We start from the raw sequence: 21,554 nt of genomic DNA, 5'->3' as shown, positions 1-21,554 counted from the left end.
GTAAACCGCAAAAATAATTGCTTTTGAACTTAAAAAATAATTAATTTTCAAAAAGTTGTTGGTTCTTGGTCATTAGTTGTTGGTAAATATTATTTTTGATGAAATATACCCTTAAAATGTTTCCACTTTTCGACTTATCACTAAAAATTAATGGTTTTCCGATGAAGGAAGCTACAACCGAATTGCGGAAAATTGTTTCGTTTACAGAAAAGGAATATAACGCTTTCCTTGACAACAAAAAATTAGAAATCGTAAATTATCATTTACAAAATAATCTCTTTTATCAAGAGTTAGTAGGTTCAACATTTAACACCTGGAATGATTTACCCATTTTAAATAAAAAAAACTTACAAAAACCGCTGCTTGAAAGGCTTTCAAATGGTTATACTTCAAAAAACATCTACGTTAATAAAACGTCTGGTTCCAGCGGTGATCCATTTATTTTTGCAAAAGACAAATACAGTCATGCCTTAACTTGGGCTTCTAATATTTATCGTTTTGGCTGGTACGGAATTAATTTTAACAGTTCGTATCAAGCGCGTTTTTATGGGATTCCGATGGATTTTATTGGCAACAAAAAAGAATACTTTAAAGATTTTTTAGGCAATCGGTTTCGATTTTCAATTTTTGACTTATCAGATGCCGTTTTAGAAGGTTTTTTAACTCATTTTCGAACCAAAAAATTCGATTATATCAATGGTTATACCAGTTCGGTTGTTCTATTTGCCAAATTTCTACAAAAGAAGAATATTGTTTTAACAATGATTTGTCCAAGCTTAAAAGTGTGCATGGTGACTTCTGAAATGCTTTTTGAAGAAGACAAACTCCTGATGGAAAAACAATTTGGAATTCCAATTATCAATGAATATGGTGCTTCTGAATTAGATTTAATTGCTTTTCAAAATCCTCTGGGCGAATGGCAAGTCAACTCGGAAACGTTATTTGTAGAGATTTTAGATGAAAACAATGAAGCTGTTCCAAACGGTTCAGAAGGCCGAATTGTGATTACTTCCTTGTTTAACAAAGCGCATCCATTTATACGATATGACATTGGTGATATTGGAATTCTAGACGAGAAAAGCACTTTGAAAAAGCCCATTCTCAAAAAATTACTAGGCAGGACAAATGATGTTGCCCTTTTGCCAAGTGGAAAAAAATCACCAGGATTAACATTTTATTATGTAACAAAAAGCATTATTGAAGATGATGGAAACGTAAAAGAGTTCATAATCAAGCAAACGAAAATTGATACTTTTGAAATTGAATATGTCAGTGCAAATGAATTAACCTCAAAACAAATTCAAAAAACAGCAGAAGCAATCACTACCTATCTAGAAAGTGATTTGAAGTTCTCATTCAGTAGAAAAGAAAAATTGGAACGAAATAAAAACGGAAAATTAAAGCAGTTTATTTCCTTAATTAAAGAAATCAAAGAATGAAAATTACCATCGTTGCAGGCGCCAGACCAAATTTTATTAAAATCGCTCCAATTATCAAGGCGATAGAGAAAAAGCAAAGCGAAGGTGCTTTAGTTTCCTATCGTTTGGTGCATACGGGCCAACATTATGACAAAAGCCTAAGCGAAACGTTTTTTGAGGAACTCAATATTCCACAACCAAATAACAATCTCGAAGTCAAAAGTGGTTCTCAGTCCGTTCAGACAGCTGCTATTATGGTAGCTTTTGAGCAGGAACTATTAGAAAATTACTGTGATTTAGTGTTGGTTGTTGGTGATGTCAATTCAACAATGGCCTGTACAATTGTGGCAAAAAAAATGAACATCAAGGTTGCGCATATTGAAGCAGGCATTCGCTCTGGCGACATGACAATGCCAGAAGAAATCAACCGCATTGTTACCGATAGTATTTCGGATTATTTCTTCACCACATCACTTTGGGCGAATGAAAATCTTTTAAAATACGGAACTTCTAAAGAAAAAATCCATTTCGTGGGAAACGTAATGATTGATACTTTATATCAAAATTTAAATAGAATTACAAAACCTTTTTTTTGGGACGACTACCGTTTAGAACTCGAAAATTACATCATTCTCACCTTGCATCGTCCATCGAATGTAGATGAGGAACACGCGTTGCAGCAATTACTATTGGGTATTGATACCTTGGCTGATGATAAGAAAGTAATCTTTCCCATTCATCCGAGAACCAAAGCCATTTTAGGTGAAAAAAAATTAAATTTTAAAAATATCATTTGTGTTGAACCGTTGGGATATTTAGCATTTATGTTTCTAATAAAAAACAGTTTCGCAGTAATTACAGATTCTGGCGGCATTTCGGAAGAAACTACCGTTTTAGGAATTTCCTGCTTTACGATGCGTGAAAACACTGAAAGACCCGAAACACAGTCAATTGGCACTAATACTTTGGTAGGAAGCAGCATTGAAAAACTGAATGAAATTTATGGCTCCTTTCTTAAAAATGGAAAAAGAAAAAGTGGTATTCCTGAGCTTTGGGATGGTAAAGCCTCAGAGCGAATTATTGATATTCTGTTAACCAAAAACTAATGGAAGAAATTTTAATTATTTCTAATTATTATCCACCGGAAAAAGGTGCTGCTGCCAATAGAATTGAACAGTTGGCTTTGAAACTGCATCAAAACAATTACAAAGTAATGGTAATTTGCCCCCTGGCAAATTATCCAAAAGGAATTTTATTCCCAGAATACAAAGGAAAGCTTTTTGTAGAAGACGTAATGCAAAATATAACCGTGAAGCGGCTTTGGATTTATCCAAGCAATAGTAAAAATATCTTCATCCGTATTGTTTCGACATTGTCTTTTTCTATTGGATTGTTCTTTTATCTCTTATTCAAAAGAACCCCTAAAAAAGTAGTAGTGCAATCCCCTCCATTATTACTATCTTTTATCAGTGTTTTAGTGCTTTCGATAAAGCGGAAAAAAATTATTTTGAATGTTTCTGATTTATGGCCCATAGCCGCTATTGAATTGAAAGCCCTTTCGAGAGGTTCATTTTCACATAAAGTTTCATTATTTATAGAACGATTTATTTATAGAAAATCAACCCTCATTTTAGGCCAGTCCAATGAAATAATAACTCATATTCATTCCTTATATCCAGAAAAAAAGTGTCGCTTGTATCGTAATTTCCCAGATCATAAAATTGAAAATTTAGCATTAAAACGAATTGAATACCAGCCCATAAAATTATTTTACGCAGGGCTGCTTGGTGTAGCGCAAGGAGTTTTAGAAGTATGTGAAAAAATGGATCTGGAAAATCTAAATTTGGAATTTCATATTTTTGGTGATGGTGCTGAAAAAGTCCAAATTGAAGGTTATATAAAGGATAATCCCAAAAAAAATATTGTTTTCCATGGGATGTTGGAACGCAATGAATTGCTTGCGAGATTAGCAACCTTTGATATAGCTCTGGTTCCACTGAAAACAAGAATTTTCGGCTCTGTTCCATCAAAAATATTCGAATATAGTTCCTTAGGGATACCAATACTTTATTTTGGAGGTGGCGAAGGAGAAGCTATTGTATACAACCATGATTTGGGATGGGTTGCAGAAGTAGCAAACTTCCAGAAACTAAATGCTACCATAATCGAAATTTCAAAAATAGATACAGAAAAAATCCAAATGATGAAGCGACAGATTTTTGAAAATGCTAAAAACAACTTTAATCTTGACGCTCAAATAAAAGAATTAATTGAAAAAGAAGTTTTTTAATATGCTTTTTCCTCGCCTTTGATAATATTGACTACCGTTTGAAAAATTATTTTTATATCTAGAATAAGTGACCAATTTTCAATGTAAAAAACATCAAATTTTATTCTATTAATCATATCTTCTTCTGTTTCAATTTCTCCACGAAAACCGCTAACCTGAGCTAATCCTGTAATTCCAGGTTTAACATAATGGCGTACCATATATTTTTTAACCCTATTTCCATAGGCTTTATTTTGCGCCCAAAGATGTGGACGAGGGCCTACAACAGACATTTCGCCTAGTAAAACATTTATAAATTGAGGCATCTCGTCTAAACTTGTTTTTCGCATAAATTTACCTATTCTGGTAACACGCGGATCATTTTTTGATGTTTCTGATTCCGTTGTTTTATTGATTTTCATAGAACGAAGTTTATAACAAAAAAACTCGTTTTCATCAATCCCTGGTCTGCCTTGTTTGAAAAAAACGGGGCCTCTGGATTCTAATTTTATTAAAATCGCTAATAATGGAATTAACCAAGATAACAGGAAAGTAATAATTAAAATCGAAAAAATTATATCAAAAACCCTTTTAAAGACCTTTGTAGCAGGCTCATGAAGCATCGTTTTCTTTAACGAAAGTACTGGGAAAAACTCGTAATAATCTATTTTTAAATTTTTTGAAAAAATCTCTTTTGTGTCCGGAATGAATTTTATTGTTTTTTTATTTTCGTCCGCAAAATCAATCAAATCTTTTAAATGCTCGTTAGAAATTTCATTCAATGAACAATAAATTTCATCAACACAATTTTCAATTACAAAAGGTTTTAAATCAGCCAATTTCCCTTTAATATTCTGATTTGATTTCTTATCAGAAAAATAGCCTAAAAAACGATATCCATAATCATTTCTTGTTTCAAAAAGGCCTTTCAATTGAATTGCTTCAGGTGTATATCCGATAATAACAGCACTTCTATAGTTACTTCCTGTTATTATTCTGTATTCTTTTAAATAAAAGAACAATAAAAATTTTGAAATACTAATCAGCACTATAACGGAAGAAATAAAAATAGCGATTACAGTTCCACTAAAAACAACCTGTCTCGAAAACGGAAAAAAAGCAATAATTATCAATAAAAATAAAACGCCTTGTTTTATTATTTTCGAAATAATTTCAATGGGTGTAGTGAAGCGATATATTTCATAAAATCGTATAAAAAAAGCAGCAACAACCCATCCAATCATCTGATAAACTAGATAATACACAATGTTTAGATCAAGATCTTTGAAGAAGACCAAGCTTAGCACTGAAATTACTATTAGGTCAATTGAAATACTAATAGGTCGTATGTATTTAGAATATCTTCCTATTTGAGCTGCAGTCATAATTATCGAATACCAACTATTTGGTTTTTTATCTGTTCTTTTTAAAAAATTCCGGCGGCTATTGAATTGAAATATTCCCAGGTATAATCAAAACAAAATAGGGAGGCAGTAATTGCCTTCAAAATCTATTCATTTACTTTATATAGCCCGAAAAATCTTTATGTTCTTCCTTAGAAAGTTCTTCTTTTGATAATGATTTAAAATAGTCGTAGGTAATTTTCATCCCTTGTGCACGATCAACTTTTGCTTCCCACCCTAATAATTTTCTTGCTTTAGTAATATCAGGTTGTCGTTGCAAAGGATCATTTATTGGCAAAGGAAAGTAAACCACTTTCTGATTTGTTCCTGTTAGTTTTATAATTTCTTCAGCAAAATCTTTAATAGTGATTTCGTCCGGATTACCAATATTTACAGGAAGAACATAATCGGAATGTAACAATCTAAAAATACCCTCTACCTGATCATCAACATAGCAAAAAGAACGCGTTTGCATACCGTCTCCAAAAATAGTCAAGTCTTCACCACGGAGTGCCTGACCTATAAATGCCGGAATAACTCTACCGTCATTGAGTCTCATTCTTGGACCATATGTATTGAAAATTCGAACTATCCGAGTTTCTACGCCGTGAAAAGTATGGTACGCCATAGTTATTGATTCCTGAAAACGTTTTGCTTCATCATATACGCCTCTTGGTCCTATTGTATTTACATTTCCGTAGTATTCTTCCGTCTGTGGATGAACTAATGGATCTCCATAAACTTCCGAAGTTGAAGCAATAAGAATTCTAGCTTTTTTAACTCGTGCCAAGCCTAAAAGATTATGTGTACCAAGGGAACCTACTTTTAACGTTTGTATCGGAATTTTTAAATAATCTATTGGACTTGCAGGCGATGCAAAATGTAAAATATAATCTAATTGACCCGGGACATGAACAAATTTGGTAATATCATGGTGATAAAATTCAAAATTCTCCAGTTTGAACAAATGTTCTATATTTTTTAAATCTCCTGTTATAAGATTATCCATTCCAATAACGAAATAGCCTTCTTTAATAAAACGGTCACAAAGATGTGATCCTAAAAATCCAGCGGCCCCAGTGATAAGTATTCTTTTCATAAATCAATTTTACGATTGCAAGGTATAAATTATCGAGTAAACTATGGTATTTTACTTGCTATAGATTCAATAATTTTTTATATCTAAACCGCACCACTATCTGTTAATGTACTTCCAAAGAATTCATTCTCTACAAATATTCAACATCCAAAAAGAGGTATTGCTAGTTCTATTTTATATATTTTTGTGTAACTAAAAATCCTTATTTTGAAAGTTGTTCATGTTGTCGAAGCGGTAGCTGGTGGAGTTCATACTTATTTCAAAGATTTATCCTTTTTTTTTGGAGATCATGAAATAAATAAGTCCATCGACACCACTATAATTTACAGTAGCAACCGAAAAGAAGTTGATTCGGAAAAAATAAAAGAAGAATTTTCAAAAGGTGTTTCGCTTATTGAATTAAGCATGGTCAGGAATTTTTCTCCAATTAAAGATCTAAAATCAGCACTAGAATTAGCTAAAGAACTACGGAGGCTAAATCCAGATGTTATCCATCTCCATTCCTCAAAAGCAGGAGTCCTGGGAAGGTTTGTCTGCTTTTTATTATTCAAAAAAAAGAAGCTTTTTTACACTCCTCATGGCTATTCCTTTCTTCGAACTGACATCTCCAACTGGAATAAAAAAATATATTGGAAAATTGAAAAAAACTTTCAGAAACTATTTGGAGGCGAGACAATTGCTTGTGGAGACACCGAATATAAAATAGCAAAAAAAATAGGAAAATCTTCTTTAATCAGAAACGGAATTAATGTTGACTATGTTACTAGTAAGATTGCAGCATATAAAAATGATGTCTTAACAGTTGGGATAGTGGGACGAATTACTTTTGCAAGAAATCCGAAGCTTTTCAATGCTATTGCTCTAAAGTTTCCTGATTTTAATTTTGTTTGGATTGGTGATGGCGAATTAAGACATGAGATAACTGCTCCAAATATCCGAATCACCGGATGGTTTCTGGAAAGAGATAATGCTTTGAGAGCGTTAAATGCTATTGATATATACATCCAAACTTCGCTTTGGGAAGGATTACCCATTGCTGTATTAGAGGCTATGGCAATGAAAAAGCCTGTTCTAGCAACAAACATAATTGGAAATAAAGATGTGGTACTCCATAATGAAACAGGTTTTCTTTTCCATGACATCGCTGAACTCGATCGCTATTTTGAAATTCTCAAAGACGAAAGGACCAGAAAAATATTTGGAGAAAAAGCAATAGAAAGATGCTATCATTTATATGATAAAAGCAAAAATTTTAAACAACTAATTTCTCTTTATCAGCAATAATTTTCTCTTGCAGCCAATAGCTCCCAAAAATAGAAAACCACAAACCACTAAATGAAATTCCATCAAAACGAAGCAGAAAATCATCGGTAAGGTTCGAAGTAAAAAAAATAAAAAAGAAAGCAATAATAATCGCATTCTTTACCCTAAAACCTAAATAACCAATGGAAAAAATGTACAAAAAAACCACTATTGGCCCTAAAATTCCAAATTTTAATAAGAAATCAAGAAACTGATTGTGAGTTGGAAATGCATATTTTGCCAAAAAATGTTGATTGGTTTGTTTATAATAATTTAGCAATTCCCGTTTTCCGTCAGAAGCACCAGCTCCAAAAGGAAGGTGTTTTAGTGCAACTTCCCAAGCAGATTTCCAAATAGATACTCGCGTAACAAACGAATTAAATACTTTTATTTCAGGATTTTCAATAGCGTCGAGTTTCCCTACTTTATCCATATGAGCAAATGTCACCGATGCGTATTTCTCTTTCATATAAGGGTTTTTTTGGACATAAAGCAAAAAGATACTACCCAATAAAACCAATCCGACAGCTGAAATTATAACTACCTTTCTAAAATTATACTTTTGGATCACTTCGTAGAAAAAAACTAAAACAAAACCAATTAGCATATTAAACAAGGCCATTCTAGTATTCACAAAAAGAACAAAGAAGAATGATAGTGCAAAAATGATAAAGGTGGCTATTTTAATTAGTACCCTTTTTCTTGTGCGAAAGACATTAAGAACAAAGTAAAGATTACTAATCGCGACAAAAGATAAATGCATGTTTAGAGCCGGTGCGTGAATGCCGATGCTATTAGAAAACTCATAACCCATTTCCCATAAATCAATGCCGTTTATATATTTATTGATTAAATCCGGAGCTATAACCGTAAAACGGATAAAGAAGAAAAGTATAATGATTGTTGTAAAAAACGAATAGAATTGCAGAATTTTAAAAAATTTAATTCGCTGAAAATTACCTAAAATAAACATTGGAAAAACAAGTAAGGAAATACTTTTTTCGATGGATTTTATGCCCATTAAATAAGAGTCATTATTCCAGAAAAGCAATATCTCCAATAATAATGGTGAGGAAATAGCTGCTCCCAGCAACAAAGATGTTTTAGTAAACACTAATTTTTTTACAAAGAATAAATTAAACACCACAAAAAGAATAATTAACCAAGTACATGGTTTTCTGAAAATCATCGCAATTGCAATAAAAAATAGAAAGGCATTCAATATTTTAGCAAAGTTCTTTTCTGAAATGTTCATAATATAAAGCATAATAAATTAGAGGAAAAACGCCTATTTTATGACGTGTTGCTGTACCTAAATCCGGTTCAAAAATACCCTGAACAATAAAATAAGAAAACAAAATAAGTAATGTCCAAAGTAAATACCGGTACTTTCTTCGGTCGATAAGACAACGAGAAAACCGCACAAAAAGAATATAAAACAGTAGAATTTGCCAAATTACAAAAGCAATAATTTGCGGCGAAAAAATATGTTTAAAGCCTTCCAAAGGGAGGTTTACTGAAAAGAATCCATATACAATTCCAACAGTTTCTCCATACCAGGTGTCCGTTTTAACGGGTGAAACAATTATCGAATTGGCATCTTTAGAATTTATTCTACCTATATTGACTACATCACGGGAACTTTCTGATAAATACTTGCCCTTTATTATGCCAACACTTAAGGATATAAAAACGGCAATTAGCACTCCATAAAAAACAGAGGAAAGTGCTTTATTTTGAAAATTAATTAAGGTTATAAAATACATTCCGATTGCTATGATTGGAATCAGCAAAAAGTAGGAACGGAAAAAGACACCAAAAAAAGCCACTATTGTCAAAGATAGGATGATCTTATATTTTGATGCTATTCTGGCAGAATGAAAGACAAAAGGTACGATCGCCAAATAGATAAAAGTTATAAATTCTTTTGACGGCATTGAGATAAAAATGGCCATCATGAAAAAGCCAATATAAACCAAAATGTTTTTCACATTTATTTTATGGAAATTGGCCGGTATCCCTATTTTATAAAGAAGATAAATTAGAATTGGATATTGTACTAACGCCACTAAGGGGTATGGCAGGTATTTCAATCCTGTGAATTTATAGAATAAAATTGCAGCAGAATAACTTCCGGAAATTCCTATTTCATTGTATTGATATAAAACAATCGTTTTTGCATCATAAAAAAATTTTCCAGGCAAAAGAAAAGAAGCTGCCATTGCAATAACTAAATTTGCAATAAACAAACCCACAAAAAAAGCTGTTTTCTTCTTAACTAAAATTTGCATTCGTTTTTTTATTGAACTAATGATTTATACAATAGGATTTGTTTATCCACCATAGACTGTATGTCGCTTTTCTTAACCCTTTCTTTACAAGAAGATATAATCTCCTGGTAATATTCCGGATTATTTATCAATTTATCAATGTGCCTGGCCAGTTCTTTTGCATTTCCTTTCTCGAATAAAATACCCGCACCTTTAACAACATCTGACACACCGGGAACATCCGATGCGATTAATGGTTTTCCCGCTGCCATTGCTTCTAATGCAGCCAACGGAAATCCTTCATGATTGGTACTTAAAATTGAAATATCAACCGTTTTCAGTAATTGAGGTACATCCATTCGTAATCCTAAGAATAAAACACGCTCCGATAATTTAAGTTCTTGAACCAGATCCTCACATTTTCTTTTTAAATCACCATCACCAACCAATAGTAACTTTACATTATCCGGTAAATATTCCAAGGCCCTGACAACCGTTTCCTGATCTTTTTGTTTGTTAAACCTTGCTACTTGAATTAATAAAATATCTTCTGATCCAAATGATTTCGAAATACTTTTTTTAGAATACAATACAGCAGAATATATTTTTTCTAAATCAATACCGTTTTCAATTACCACAAATTTCGATTTTAACTGACCTGTATATTCTTGTATTATTTGATAAACATCCTCTTTTACGCAAACCACTTTGTCATAAAAACGATACATAAATTTATCGATTTTACTTATAAAATAGTTTTTCATCCGAGGGCTGGTGGTGTTATGCTCTGTCAATATTAGTTTAGTCCTGGAAAAAGAAATTATTTTTGCAATTACTACCCAATATTGCGCAGGAAATAAATGGACCTGAACAATATCGTATTTTCTTAAAAAAGGAATTAACCTTAAAACATGAATAGGATTGTATATTGATCCCGAACCTAGCGAATGAATTGTGCAACAAGCTGTTTCTTTTAACGCTTTCATAAACGGATATTCAGTATCATTCAAAACGAGCAGATCCACTTCAATCCCTTTTTTTCTATACAAAGGCAATAGGTCTAAAAGCAATTTTTCTGCTCCGCCAGAACCCATATTGCCTATTATCTGAACTATTTTCATTCGTATATTAATTAGTATGCTATTTTTTTTCAAAAACCTAATTCAAATAAACTTTCACTTTGTCTTTATAATAAATGATAGCTGCGGAAATGAAATTCCATAAAAATGAACTTACAACAAAAGCAACCGCCGCCCCCGTCATTCCGTATTGGGGTATTAAAAGCCCGTTTAAAACAAAATTAATGAATACGGCAACAACTAGTATTACTTGGAAAAGATGTTGCCTTCCCGTCATATTTAAATAAACGGATGCCGATCCAAAAACAGAGCAAATTCCCTGACCTATTATCAAAATAAGTAATGCGTCTTTAGCTGCCAGATAATCGCTACCAAAAAAACTCAAAATATATTCTGAAAAAACACATATTAGTACGACCGCAGGCAATGTTAAAATAAAAATTAATCGAGAACTATTTTTTACTATTTTATTCAATTCTCCATTATTTTTAATCGAAAAGTATTCTGCTATTTTTGTAGAAGCCGTAATATTAACCGTAACGATTACCATTGACAAAATTGTCATTAATTTTACTGCCAATGAATAAAAAGCGACTGTTTCATCATCTCTGTATTTTTTCAGAAACATAATATCAAAACTCATCAATAAAAACAAAGCCATACCGCTTATAGCAATAGGATAAGATTTAACAACTATTTCTTTATAAGTAACAGGCTCATTTACAGTATTCGTTTTTACTTTGCCGAAGTAATTAAAAACTAAAATTGTAGTGATAATCGCAAGAATCACAAAACCAATTAAAAAAGCATCAACTAAATAAATTTCTTTTTTGATGTAAACCAATAAAATTGCTCCTAGAATTAAAGGAATATGCTTTATGGTATTTCTGAAGAGTTCCGCAACATACAAACGATCCAATGCTCGAAAAACCTCAATATTTAATGTAGTTAAAGCAGAAAAAAACAATATTCCAGATGATTTTAAAAGAATCGAATGAAGACCCTGATCAGAAAAAAAAGTATTAACATAATCTTTGTTAGTACAAAAAACGACCAAAAATAAAATCATTGACATTGAAAATAATAGTCCAACACTTTTTTTATAAATCCCTTTTAAGGCATATAAAGCATTGGTGCCTTTTAATTTTCCTCTAAAATATAAAATGGACTGGTCGCAACCTAATAAGCAGATACTGCCTATTACCAGCAGAAAAGATCGGACAAAATCATATTGTCCAACACTCTTTGGGCTAAAATTATTTGTCAGAAATAAAGTAAATCCAAACAATAGTAGTACTCCAAAAACTCTCAAAATTAATGTGTTTAAACTTTGTCGAATAAATGGGCTATTTTTAATTTTTTGAAGATAGTTCGTGAATTTAAACATATTAATTTCTAATAATTTATTCTATTTTCGTCAAATAAAATAACGCTCGATTTGCTATCTTGTTAAAATTAGTGGTGCTTACAAATATTTATTTAAACTAATCTGTACTGTTTTGTTGTGCCTTCAATGATTGTTTTCTATAAAAAGAAATGAAAAAACTGATAAAAATAAATCCAATAATTAAAGCCGTCGGCAATACAAACTTAAGCTTGCCATTTATAGATTTAGTGTTTTTTATATTCATTATGACCGTACAGTCTTTTACTATTTTATCTGAATTAAATAACTGTATTTTCAATGTTCCAATATCCTTCGTTAAGGAATCTTTCGTTTTAATAATATCATTTAATTGAATGTTTTCATTGTAATAAATGAGTTTGTCACTTTTTTGACGATTGCCATTAGAACTTGAATACTCATTTAATATTCCATCTATTTGACCTATAATCCCTTCTTTAACTTTTATTTTTTGCTGAATATTACTTATCGATATTTTTTGAACTTTATCAAAATAAGGACTCGTATTCAAATAATTCAATATGGGCTGAACCATATTTTTTTGGCTTGTTATCTTTTTTGTAGAAACAATAATGGTGTGAAAATTATAGTTTTTACTTGTGGTGGTTTCTTTAACCACTGATTTCAAGTCCCCATTTTCTGCCATTAATTGCAACAATTCTAGATTTAATCCATTATTGTTTACAAACTTATATACATCCACAATAGGCTCAATTGTAATTTTATTGATTTCTTTAGAATTTTGAATACCTATTGATTTAAAAAAAATGGTGTCCTTTTCTGCAATTTTTGCCGCCAGTAAATCAATTTTTGAATATAAATAATCTGTTGATTTAAAATTTGGCGCAACTATAATATGATCATCATAGGTTTTTTGCGTTTGGTCCAAAAAAATTCCTAAACCGAGTCCAACGATCAATAAAATAGATACTGCAATCACATTTTTTACAAAAAACTGAATGCATCTGAATAAAAATGTATTAAATCTTTGAAAAAGATTTTTAATTTTCTTAGAAATTTGCGATAAATCAATCTCCTGATCCTCTAGGTTACGGGGGTCATTTTTATTCATTCTACTGTCTTATTTTGCGTTGAAAATTTGTTCCAATATCTTAATGGTAATCAAATACGTCGGTTTTACACCTGTTGTCCCAAGTCCGCCAGAAGCCAATGTACTTCCCGTTTCCAATGGATTATCCGAAGCATAATAAGCATATCTCACTTTAATATCCAAAGGAACACTTTTTCTGATTTTTGATGCGGATTGAATTGCTTTTTGATAATAAGAGCCTTCCATTTCCAAACCAATAACGCTCCAGGTTGATTCATGAAAGAATTTTAATAAATCCCGATTTTGCAGCGATGTTCCCAGTACAGTAACCATTGGTCCGGCAAAAACCGCAATATCGTTCCCTTCAAACATCTCTGCCGATAATTCATTATGGAAAAAATAATTGTCTGCTGTTCCCTCATTGATGTGCGCATTCGGAATCATGATGTCTCCTTTTCCGCCTTCCAGGATTCCCGCTTTTCCCATGATGGAAACCGATTCGACATTCAATAATGTCTCTTTTTTATAGGGTTTTAATAATTCATCTATTGTTTCATACGCTTGTTCGCCAAAAGCATAATCCATAACAATTAACACTGGTTTTTTATCTCCTGTATTTGCTTTTGGAAAAGATGTTTTTGCCCAATCAATCTTGGCTGTATCAAAAATTTGTACGTCAATATTAGTTCCTGAAGAATCTGGCAACGAAATCATTCCGTATTTCAAGGCAACATCTTCCACTTGATTGCGAACATCGTAAGCACCAGATCTGCTTAATTCTTCATATATAAAGAAATCTGACTTGTCCTTAAACTTCTTTTTTAAAGCTGGTGTTGCAAAAATAGAGTTCATAACACTATGCATATTGGCACTAATAACATGAATTGGACGCTCTAAAAGTTGATTTTCTTTCAAGACCTCCTTGATATTGGTAGCCCAAATTTCACCATGAATGTGATGTCCCAAACGTTCTCTTAAAATAGGACTAAACGTAATGGTTCTTTTATTGTTCTCAACAACTTCTTCCATCGCTAATTTCCCCAACCAAAATATAACATGCAAGAAACGATCTGGAGAAGTTACCGATCCAAAGGCATCATATATATCTAAAACTTCCTCAAATGTTCTGCCAAGAATATTTGAAGCATGTGAAATCGCTTTCTCTTTTTCTACAAGAGTCAATTTTTTATTTTGAGAAACTGCTTGTTCCAGTTTGAACCAATCCCGTGAAACTTCACCTGCATCATCCAGCAAAACTCTGTTTCTTATTTTATGTGATTCAATAAAAACAAACGTCAAATGCGTCAAAATATCATAAATATCAGAACGTCCGCGGGTAATTTCAACATTCATTTGCTCCTCGTCAATTCGATAACAATTACGGCGTCTTTTTGGTGGAACAATAGCCTGAAAATGGGATTTAGAATACCCTTCATCCGAAGTTAAGTTGATGAATCTACATTCTTCAATTCCTATTGGAAGACGTTCTATAACATACAAAAGACCGTTTAACTCCACTTTTTCCTCACCAATATTACCATAAATTTCTGGCCGCAAAGTCAATAAAGCTTCTCTCAAAGTATCCCCTGAGACACCCATCGGCTTATAAAATCCTCTATTGAACAAATGGCGCATTGTGATGTACATTTTTTCAATGGCTGCGGATGATTCCTGAGCTCTGGATCTCGATATATTTTTAGTCTCTTTCATTATTAGTATTTTCTAAAACTCAAATGTAAACTTTTTATTTTTTGTTTAATAAATCCACAATGGTTCTATCGTTAGAAAGTCTTGGAATTTTATTTTGCCCGCCCAGTTTACCTATTGATTTCATATAATCCTGAAAACCGTTTCTAGCCACTTTGGTGATAACCACTTTTTGCAATACATGTCCAACAATCAAATCATCATAATATACATTTTGTTTTCGCATGGCATTGTCTATCGCTTCGGCAAAAGTTACGATGTCTTCCGGCTCATTTTCAAATTCAATGAACCATTCGTGATAAGGCAATCCTTCCGTTGGTGTGATTTGTGGCGCAACAGTAAATTCATTTATTCGAATAGTAGTTCCAATTATCGCTTCCTGTAATGCACTTTCCACTTCTTTTCCAATGACATGTTCTCCAAAGGCTGAAATGTAATGTTTGATTCTTCCCGAAACAATCACACGATACGGTTTCAATGACGTAAACTGAACTGTGTCACCAATATTATAACCCCAAAGTCCTGCATTGGTAGAAATAATTAAAACATAATTTATGTTTAATTCTACTTCGCCAATGGTATAACGTCTTGGTTTTTCATTGTAGAATTCGTCTGATTTTATAAATTCATAGAAAATTCCAGAATTCAAAAGTAATAACATCCCGCGTTCTTTCTGGGAATCCTGATAGGCAAAAAAACCTTCCGAAGCAGGAAATAACTCAATGCTGTCCACTTTTCGACCAATCAAATTTTCGAATTTGGCGCGATACGGTTCATAATTAACGCCACCGTAAATAAACAAATTAAAGTTTTTGAATATTTCGCCAACTGGCTTCCCTCCTTTTTGCTGTAATTTTTCAAAATACATTTGCACCCAGGATGGAATTCCTGAAATGACCGTCATGTTTTTGCTGAATGTTTCTGCGACAATAGCATTTACTTTAGTTTCCCAATCTTCTATACAATTGGTTTCCCAAGAAGGCATTCTGTTTTTTTGCAAATATTTTGGAACAAAATGCGCTACAATTCCAGATAATCTACCCAGTTTTATACCGTACTTTTCTTCCAGAATAGGACTTCCCTGAAGGAAAATCATTTTTCCATCAATAAAATCTGCTTTTCCGGTTTCATGAATATAATGCAGAATCGCATTCCGAGCCGCTTCAATATGAAAAGGCATCGATTCCTTAGTCAATGGGATATATTTAGCTCCGGAAGTGGTTCCTGATGTTTTTGCAAAATACAATGGTTTCCCTTTCCAAAGAATATTTTCCTCCCCTTTTACAACCCTATCAACATAGGGTTTCAACGCTTCATAATCCCGAACTGGAACCTGATTGGCAAAATCAGTACTTGATTTAATGCTATCAAAATGATGATCAATACCAAATTGCGTTCCCTTAGCCTCTTTGATTAATTCTCGTAAAACTTTGTTTTGGGTTTCCACAGGATTACTGGCCCAAGCCTGAGTTTTTTTATAAATTTTAACTGCAAATAGTTTTGCTGCAACTGATTTTATTGACATTTTATAGATTTGTTCTTTATAAAGATATAAAGGAATGTGAATTTTTACTTTGATTTTTTAGAAGTCTTTTCTTTTTCTTCTTTGGCTACCTGTTCTCTTAATTCTAACTCCTTTTTTGAAGCAGATAAATTCATTGGAGGTTGAACTTCCTCGGCAGATTCAAGAATGGAATCTTTATTGAATTTTGCGTAATCCAATTCTCCTGTCAATACTTTTTGAATTGATTTAATATAAGCTTCATTTTTTTTTAAAGCATAAGACAAAGAATCTGCTTTTAAAGCCAATTGCGTTGCATCTCTTTTAAGTTTAGAAGAAGAATATCCCGGAATAAATTCACGTAAAGGGGTAAAAGCAATGATAAAAGTAGTAATAGTTATAATAATTATTGTGCTCAAAGAAGCAAATACAAAGACATTCATCAAAGTAAGTTTTAAAGAAAAAGTTTCCTCAAAAGTATCTTCGTTTAAAATTATTAACCGTCTTTTATTGAAGAGGTTTTCTTTAAGTTTACGCCGTTTTTGTCGTTTTTTAGACATCTTTTTTTATTATTCAACAAATATAACAATTATTGTCATTGATTGTATTCAGTTGCTTTTGTGCCGCTATTCTTAACCTAAAATTATTTTTAATAAATTTTTAACGCTTTTGAAACCAAATAAATGAATTAAAATGAGTTCCTATTAACTAATTCTATATACCTTTGTCCTTAAGATTTATTACAAATTTGCTACGGCAATAAATTATTCAATCATGGGAAGATTAGGTGTTACAGAAATCCTTGTTATATTGGCGATTGTTTTATTACTTTTTGGAGGTAAAAAAATTCCAGAATTAATGAAAGGCTTAGGAAGTGGAATTAAAGAATTCAAAAACGCTGCCAAAGACAATCAGCCAGCTGATAAAAAAGAAGAAACAAAAGAGTAATCTCTTTTATATAATTCAAAATAAAAAAATCCAAATTCTATAAGTATACTTATGGGATTTGGATTTTTATTTTATCTGACTATTACAAAATCATACTTAACTGAATACGCTTTCTGTCCTCATCAACTTCAGTGACTTTGACCTGAACGTGTTGGTGTAATTTCACCACTTCATTTACATCACTCACAAAGCCTGCTTTGAGCTGGGAAATATGAACCAAACCGCTTTCTTTTACTCCAATATCGACAAAACAACCAAAGTTAGTAATGTTATTTACAATTCCTGGTAAAACCATTCCCGTTTTTACGTCTTTAATCGTTTTTACATTAGGGTCAAATTCAAAAATTTTTGCTGATTTTCGTGGGTCTAATCCAGGCTTTTCCAATTCTTTTATAATATCTTTCAATCCTAACAAACCTATTTCCAGCGTAATGTAATTTTCTGGTTTTATTAAAGCTGTTTTTTCTTTATTAGCAATCAGATCATTCACTGTCAATTTTAAATCTTTTGCCATTTTCTCTACAATTCCATAAGCTTCCGGATGAACTGCCGAATTATCCAAAGGATTTTTTGCATTCGAAATTCGAATAAAAGCAACGCCTTGCTGGTATGCTTTTTCACCCAAACGCGGCACTTTTTTAAGTTGTTTTCTGTCTTGAAAAGGACCGTTTTCAGAACGGTATTGTACAATATTTTCGGCCAGCTTCTCTCCTATTCCACTTACATAACTTAATAAATGCTTACTTGCCGTGTTGATATTGACTCCAACCGAATTAACGCAACGAATCACTGTACTGTCTAATTCTTCTTTTAACTTGTTTTGGTCCACGTCATGTTGGTATTGGCCTACACCAATGGCTTTCGGATCAATTTTAACCAATTCCGCCAATGGATCACTTAATCTTCGCCCAATAGAAACCGAACCACGGACCGTCACATCATAATTAGGAAATTCATCTCTAGCAATTTTTGATGCGGAATAAACCGATGCTCCAGCTTCGGAAACTATAAAAACCTGAACCGGTTTATCAAAAGCAATTTTCTTGATAAAGAATTCTGTTTCACGTGATGCTGTACCGTTTCCTATAGAAATTGCATCAATTTTATAGGAATTCACCATCGAACGGATTTTTTTCATTGCCATGGCTTCCTCTTTTTGAGGCGCATGCGGATAAATAGTTTCATTGTATAGCAAATCGCCTTTTTCATCCAGACACACCACTTTACAACCACTTCTAAATCCTGGGTCTATTGCTAAAATTCGTTTTTCACCCAACGGAGGCGCCAATAACAATTGTCCTAAATTATTAGCAAAAACCTGAATAGAATTGGCGTCAGCCTTAGCTTTAGCTTCCTGTAAAGCTTCATTAGAAATCGCCGGATTCAATAATCTCTTGTAACTATCTTCAATTGCTAATTGTACATGTGATGTTGTACTATTTTGACTTTTTAATATTAATTCATCAATAATATCATACACCTCATTGGTATCAACTTCTATTTTCGTTTTCACAAAACCTTCATTCTCGGCACGAAGCATAGCTAATAGTCGATGTGGTGGAGTTTTGCTTAAAGGTTCAGACCAATCAAAATATTGATCGAATTTTTGTGCTTTTTCATCCTCTTTTTTGCTCTTTACAACCTTTGTAGTAATTGTAGCTTTACGCTGATACAATCTTCTGAGTTGTTTTCTAACATAAATGTTTTCATTAATCCATTCTGCAATAATGTCTCTGGCTCCTTGTAGCGCCGCTTCTTCATTACTTACATTTTCATTCAAATATTGTGTTGAAATAAAATCGACATCATCATTATTTTGTGCCATAATTATTTTCGCCAAAGGTTCCAATCCGTTTTCACGAGCGACATCGGCTTTGGTTTTTTTCTTCTTTTTAAAGGGTAAATAAAAATCTTCGAGTTCCTGCAAATCAAAGCTTTGTCGGATTTTTTTTTCTAGATCCGGTGAAAGTGCATTTTGCTCCTCAATCGATTTTAAAATTGCTTCTTTACGTTTTACAAGCACTTCATATTCTTTTTGAAGCTTTGCGATTTGCTCAATTACCACTTCATCAAGGTTCCCTGTTTTATCTTTTCGATAGCGAGAAATAAATGGAATTGTACAGTCCTCTTGTAATAATTGAACTGTATTCTGAATATTAATTGCGGCTGTTGTAACAGCTGTAGCTATAAATTGTATATTAGTCATTCTGTAATTAGATAATTTTAAATGGGTTAATCCGAAAAATGTGTAATTAGAAAAAATGAAATCGTCTACTTATTTTTTTAGCTAAAATAATAGCTTTAAACTTAAATTTTATAGCAATTATGACTTTATTATATAGTTTTTTAATCTTGAATATTTTCGCTTTTATAATAACTGCCTATGATAAGCGATTAGCAATTGCTAATAAAAAAAGGATTTCCGAAGAAACCCTTTTAACAGTTGCTGCTTTTGGCGGCACAATTGGTTCGGCGCTAGCCATGTATGCTTTTAGACATAAAACTTCTAAAAAATACTATCTTTTTAAGTTTTACAGAATTTTGATTATTCAGATCTTAATTGTTACTGGGTTCTTTTATTTTTATAAAAATAGTTACTAACAGTTAATTTTATCTACTCTTGTCTGATGTCTACCCCCTTCAAATTTGGTATCCAGGAAAGCTTCGACCATTTCTACTGCTTGTGGAATTGAAGTGTAACGAGCAGGAATACTGATGATATTAGCATTATTATGCTGACGGGCCAATACTGCAATTTCTTTCATCCAGCATAAAGCAGCACGTACTTTAGATTGTTTATTTACTGTCATTGAAATTCCATTACCGCTTCCGCAAATAACAATTCCAAAATCAGCCTTTCCTTCAGAAACATCTATTGCAACCGGACGCCCAAAATCAGGATAATCTACACTATCTGCAGAATCAGTTCCGTAATTAGTTACTTCATATCCTCTTGCTTTAAGCATTTCAACAATTGCCTTTTTGTATTCTGGACCAGCGTGATCATTTCCTATGGAGATTTTCATTTTTAATGTGTTAAGTTGTGTCGTGCAAATTTAAATAAAGAAATTTAGTTTTATTCAATTTAAATATCAGTTTCTTCAATAGATTAATTCATCTCCAATAAATCATTAAAAATTAGCGTAAAATTGTAGATACTATAACTGCTACATTGCTACTTGATTAGGCTTTATTAACAATTCTATTAAACCTTAACAAGCTGTCTATCAATGTTAATTTTACATTTAAAATGTTAATTTTTTACATTGTTAATAGCGAAATGCAATTGCTTGATATTCAGTTAACTTTAAATTAACAATAAGTGTTTATAACTTTAGATAGAATATTAGAAGTTTTTTTTGGTTCTAACGAAAAAATAAGTAATCCAAAACCCACATTAGAAATCCAAATTTTGTTTGTTGAATTTTTAGAATAGTTATCATTATAAAAAAGTAGTTTATTAACAAAATTTCAAAAAGTACTTATTTACAAAATCAATTCTATTTCAATTATTAACCATTGTTAATTAAAAATCAAAAACACTTTAAAACTAATCCTTTACCTTAAAATACTATTGTTAATAAGTCGGTATAACAACTTTAAACTTCATTTCAACACCTTTTAAAATAAATTTATTGTAGCTATTAACAAGCTATAATAACAACCAAAAAATAATTTAAATTTAATTTTTCTTTTTGTTTATATTAATATATGTTGACAACTTTGAAAAATAAAATTTTTAAATTGAATTAAACAATGGTTAGATTGTTATTCAAATTATCTAAAATCTCTCGAACCTTTTCAAAATCGTTTAGATGTACTTTTAATTTAATTCCGCCTAAGGCTGTTGAATAAAATGGAGCTACGGATAAAGTCATTTCGTTTTCAAAATAATAAGAAATTCCTTCCTGATCTAAAATATGCTTCAGAACTACAATTTCATACGAATAATTAAAAATTGCAATTGTTTGAAAATCTTCCATTTTAATTGTTTTTATAAAGATACAACTATTATGTAAAGTTATATTTTCTTTAAAACTGCCAACCGTGTTATTGATAACGATTAACTATTTCGTAATTTTATGCGCTATAAGAAAAGATG

Annotated in this window: 19 protein-coding genes; 6 read left to right on the top strand and 13 right to left on the bottom strand. The window is 31.9% G+C overall.

Annotation, left to right across the window (positions count from 1 at the left end; genetic code table 11):
- Window positions 1-116 precede the first annotated feature (116 nt).
- From ACNQGN_RS04155 to ACNQGN_RS04145, 3 genes are read left to right on the top strand one after another with little or no spacing between them, the layout of a single operon-like run.
- A complete protein-coding gene (locus ACNQGN_RS04155; RefSeq protein WP_417986627.1) occupies window positions 117-1,439 on the top strand; it encodes a phenylacetate--CoA ligase family protein in 1,323 nt (440 codons plus the stop codon).
- Window positions 1,436-2,524: a non-hydrolyzing UDP-N-acetylglucosamine 2-epimerase gene (gene wecB, locus ACNQGN_RS04150; protein WP_417986592.1), complete on the top strand. Its 1,089-nt coding sequence runs from the start codon at window positions 1,436-1,438 to the stop codon at window positions 2,522-2,524. The genes ACNQGN_RS04155 and wecB overlap by 4 nt, the downstream gene beginning before the upstream one ends.
- The gene (locus ACNQGN_RS04145) at window positions 2,524-3,708 is read left to right on the top strand and encodes a glycosyltransferase family 4 protein (RefSeq protein WP_417986591.1); all 1,185 of its coding nucleotides are present in this window, start codon (window positions 2,524-2,526) and stop codon (window positions 3,706-3,708) included. Before wecB ends, ACNQGN_RS04145 begins: the two co-directional genes overlap by 1 nt.
- On the opposite strand, the gene ACNQGN_RS04140 is transcribed toward ACNQGN_RS04145, so the two are convergent.
- Together ACNQGN_RS04140 and ACNQGN_RS04135 are read right to left on the bottom strand one after the other, a co-directional pair.
- Window positions 3,705-5,072 (bottom strand): undecaprenyl-phosphate glucose phosphotransferase, encoded by a 1,368-nt coding sequence (locus tag ACNQGN_RS04140; RefSeq protein WP_417986590.1) that lies wholly within the window; start codon window positions 5,070-5,072, stop codon window positions 3,705-3,707. The genes ACNQGN_RS04145 and ACNQGN_RS04140 overlap by 4 nt on opposite strands.
- A gap of 133 nt (window positions 5,073-5,205) precedes the next feature.
- Complete coding sequence (locus ACNQGN_RS04135; RefSeq protein WP_417986589.1) at window positions 5,206-6,189, bottom strand: UDP-glucuronic acid decarboxylase family protein; 984 nt, start codon at window positions 6,187-6,189, stop codon at window positions 5,206-5,208.
- 207 nt (window positions 6,190-6,396) lie between these two features.
- Here ACNQGN_RS04135 and ACNQGN_RS04130 point away from each other — a divergent pair, with 207 nt between their 5' ends.
- A complete protein-coding gene (locus tag ACNQGN_RS04130) occupies window positions 6,397-7,473 on the top strand; it encodes a glycosyltransferase (protein ID WP_417986588.1) in 1,077 nt (358 codons plus the stop codon).
- On the opposite strand, the gene ACNQGN_RS04125 is transcribed toward ACNQGN_RS04130, so the two are convergent.
- The 8 genes from ACNQGN_RS04125 to ACNQGN_RS04090 form a co-directional block, all read right to left on the bottom strand.
- Complete coding sequence (locus ACNQGN_RS04125) at window positions 7,442-8,746, bottom strand: O-antigen ligase family protein (protein ID WP_417986587.1); 1,305 nt, start codon at window positions 8,744-8,746, stop codon at window positions 7,442-7,444. The genes ACNQGN_RS04130 and ACNQGN_RS04125 overlap by 32 nt on opposite strands.
- Window positions 8,718-9,782, bottom strand: a complete 1,065-nt coding sequence (locus tag ACNQGN_RS04120) for a hypothetical protein (RefSeq protein ID WP_417986586.1) — start codon at window positions 9,780-9,782, stop codon at window positions 8,718-8,720. The genes ACNQGN_RS04125 and ACNQGN_RS04120 overlap by 29 nt, the downstream gene beginning before the upstream one ends.
- An 8-nt stretch (window positions 9,783-9,790) precedes the next feature.
- Window positions 9,791-10,882 carry a glycosyltransferase gene (locus ACNQGN_RS04115; RefSeq protein WP_417986585.1) on the bottom strand — a complete coding sequence of 364 codons (1,092 nt, stop codon included), beginning with the start codon at window positions 10,880-10,882 and terminating at the stop codon, window positions 9,791-9,793.
- 37 nt (window positions 10,883-10,919) lie between these two features.
- Entirely contained in the window at window positions 10,920-12,152 is a 1,233-nt protein-coding gene (locus ACNQGN_RS04110) for an MATE family efflux transporter (RefSeq protein WP_417986584.1), read from the bottom strand.
- A gap of 172 nt (window positions 12,153-12,324) precedes the next feature.
- Window positions 12,325-13,317: a hypothetical protein gene (locus tag ACNQGN_RS04105; RefSeq protein ID WP_417986583.1), complete on the bottom strand. Its 993-nt coding sequence runs from the start codon at window positions 13,315-13,317 to the stop codon at window positions 12,325-12,327.
- A 9-nt stretch (window positions 13,318-13,326) separates the two neighbouring features.
- On the bottom strand, window positions 13,327-15,006 hold the full coding sequence (locus ACNQGN_RS04100) for a DUF6909 family protein (RefSeq protein WP_417986582.1): 1,680 nt from the start codon (window positions 15,004-15,006) through the stop codon (window positions 13,327-13,329).
- Window positions 15,007-15,040: 34 nt separating this feature from the next.
- Complete coding sequence (locus tag ACNQGN_RS04095) at window positions 15,041-16,528, bottom strand: GH3 family acyl-acid amido synthetase (protein ID WP_417986581.1); 1,488 nt, start codon at window positions 16,526-16,528, stop codon at window positions 15,041-15,043.
- Between the two features lie 44 nt (window positions 16,529-16,572).
- Entirely contained in the window at window positions 16,573-16,947 is a 375-nt protein-coding gene (locus ACNQGN_RS04090; RefSeq protein ID WP_417986580.1) for a peptidase, read from the bottom strand.
- A gap of 331 nt (window positions 16,948-17,278) precedes the next feature.
- Between ACNQGN_RS04090 and tatA the strand changes: the two genes are divergently transcribed.
- Entirely contained in the window at window positions 17,279-17,452 is a 174-nt protein-coding gene (gene tatA, locus ACNQGN_RS04085) for a twin-arginine translocase TatA/TatE family subunit (protein WP_417986579.1), read from the top strand.
- An 82-nt stretch (window positions 17,453-17,534) separates the two neighbouring features.
- Here the strand turns inward: tatA and ACNQGN_RS04080 are convergent, their stop codons facing one another.
- Window positions 17,535-19,658 (bottom strand): Tex family protein, encoded by a 2,124-nt coding sequence (locus tag ACNQGN_RS04080; RefSeq protein WP_417986578.1) that lies wholly within the window; start codon window positions 19,656-19,658, stop codon window positions 17,535-17,537.
- Window positions 19,659-19,777: 119 nt separating this feature from the next.
- Between ACNQGN_RS04080 and ACNQGN_RS04075 the strand changes: the two genes are divergently transcribed.
- The gene (locus ACNQGN_RS04075) at window positions 19,778-20,053 is read left to right on the top strand and encodes a DUF1294 domain-containing protein (RefSeq protein WP_417986577.1); all 276 of its coding nucleotides are present in this window, start codon (window positions 19,778-19,780) and stop codon (window positions 20,051-20,053) included.
- Here ACNQGN_RS04075 and rpiB read toward each other — a convergent pair.
- Together rpiB and ACNQGN_RS04065 are read right to left on the bottom strand one after the other, a co-directional pair.
- Complete coding sequence (gene rpiB / locus ACNQGN_RS04070) at window positions 20,050-20,478, bottom strand: ribose 5-phosphate isomerase B (protein WP_417986576.1); 429 nt, start codon at window positions 20,476-20,478, stop codon at window positions 20,050-20,052. The genes ACNQGN_RS04075 and rpiB overlap by 4 nt on opposite strands.
- 723 nt (window positions 20,479-21,201) lie before the next feature.
- Window positions 21,202-21,435 (bottom strand): DUF2007 domain-containing protein, encoded by a 234-nt coding sequence (locus tag ACNQGN_RS04065; RefSeq protein ID WP_417986575.1) that lies wholly within the window; start codon window positions 21,433-21,435, stop codon window positions 21,202-21,204.
- Window positions 21,436-21,554 lie beyond the last annotated feature (119 nt).

Origin of the sequence: Flavobacterium rhamnosi, assembly GCF_048286515.1 — a bacterium.
Lineage (GTDB): Bacteria > Bacteroidota > Bacteroidia > Flavobacteriales > Flavobacteriaceae > Flavobacterium.
The sequence above is the reverse complement of the archived record's forward strand: the minus strand, read 5'-3'. Positions and strand labels throughout refer to the sequence as shown.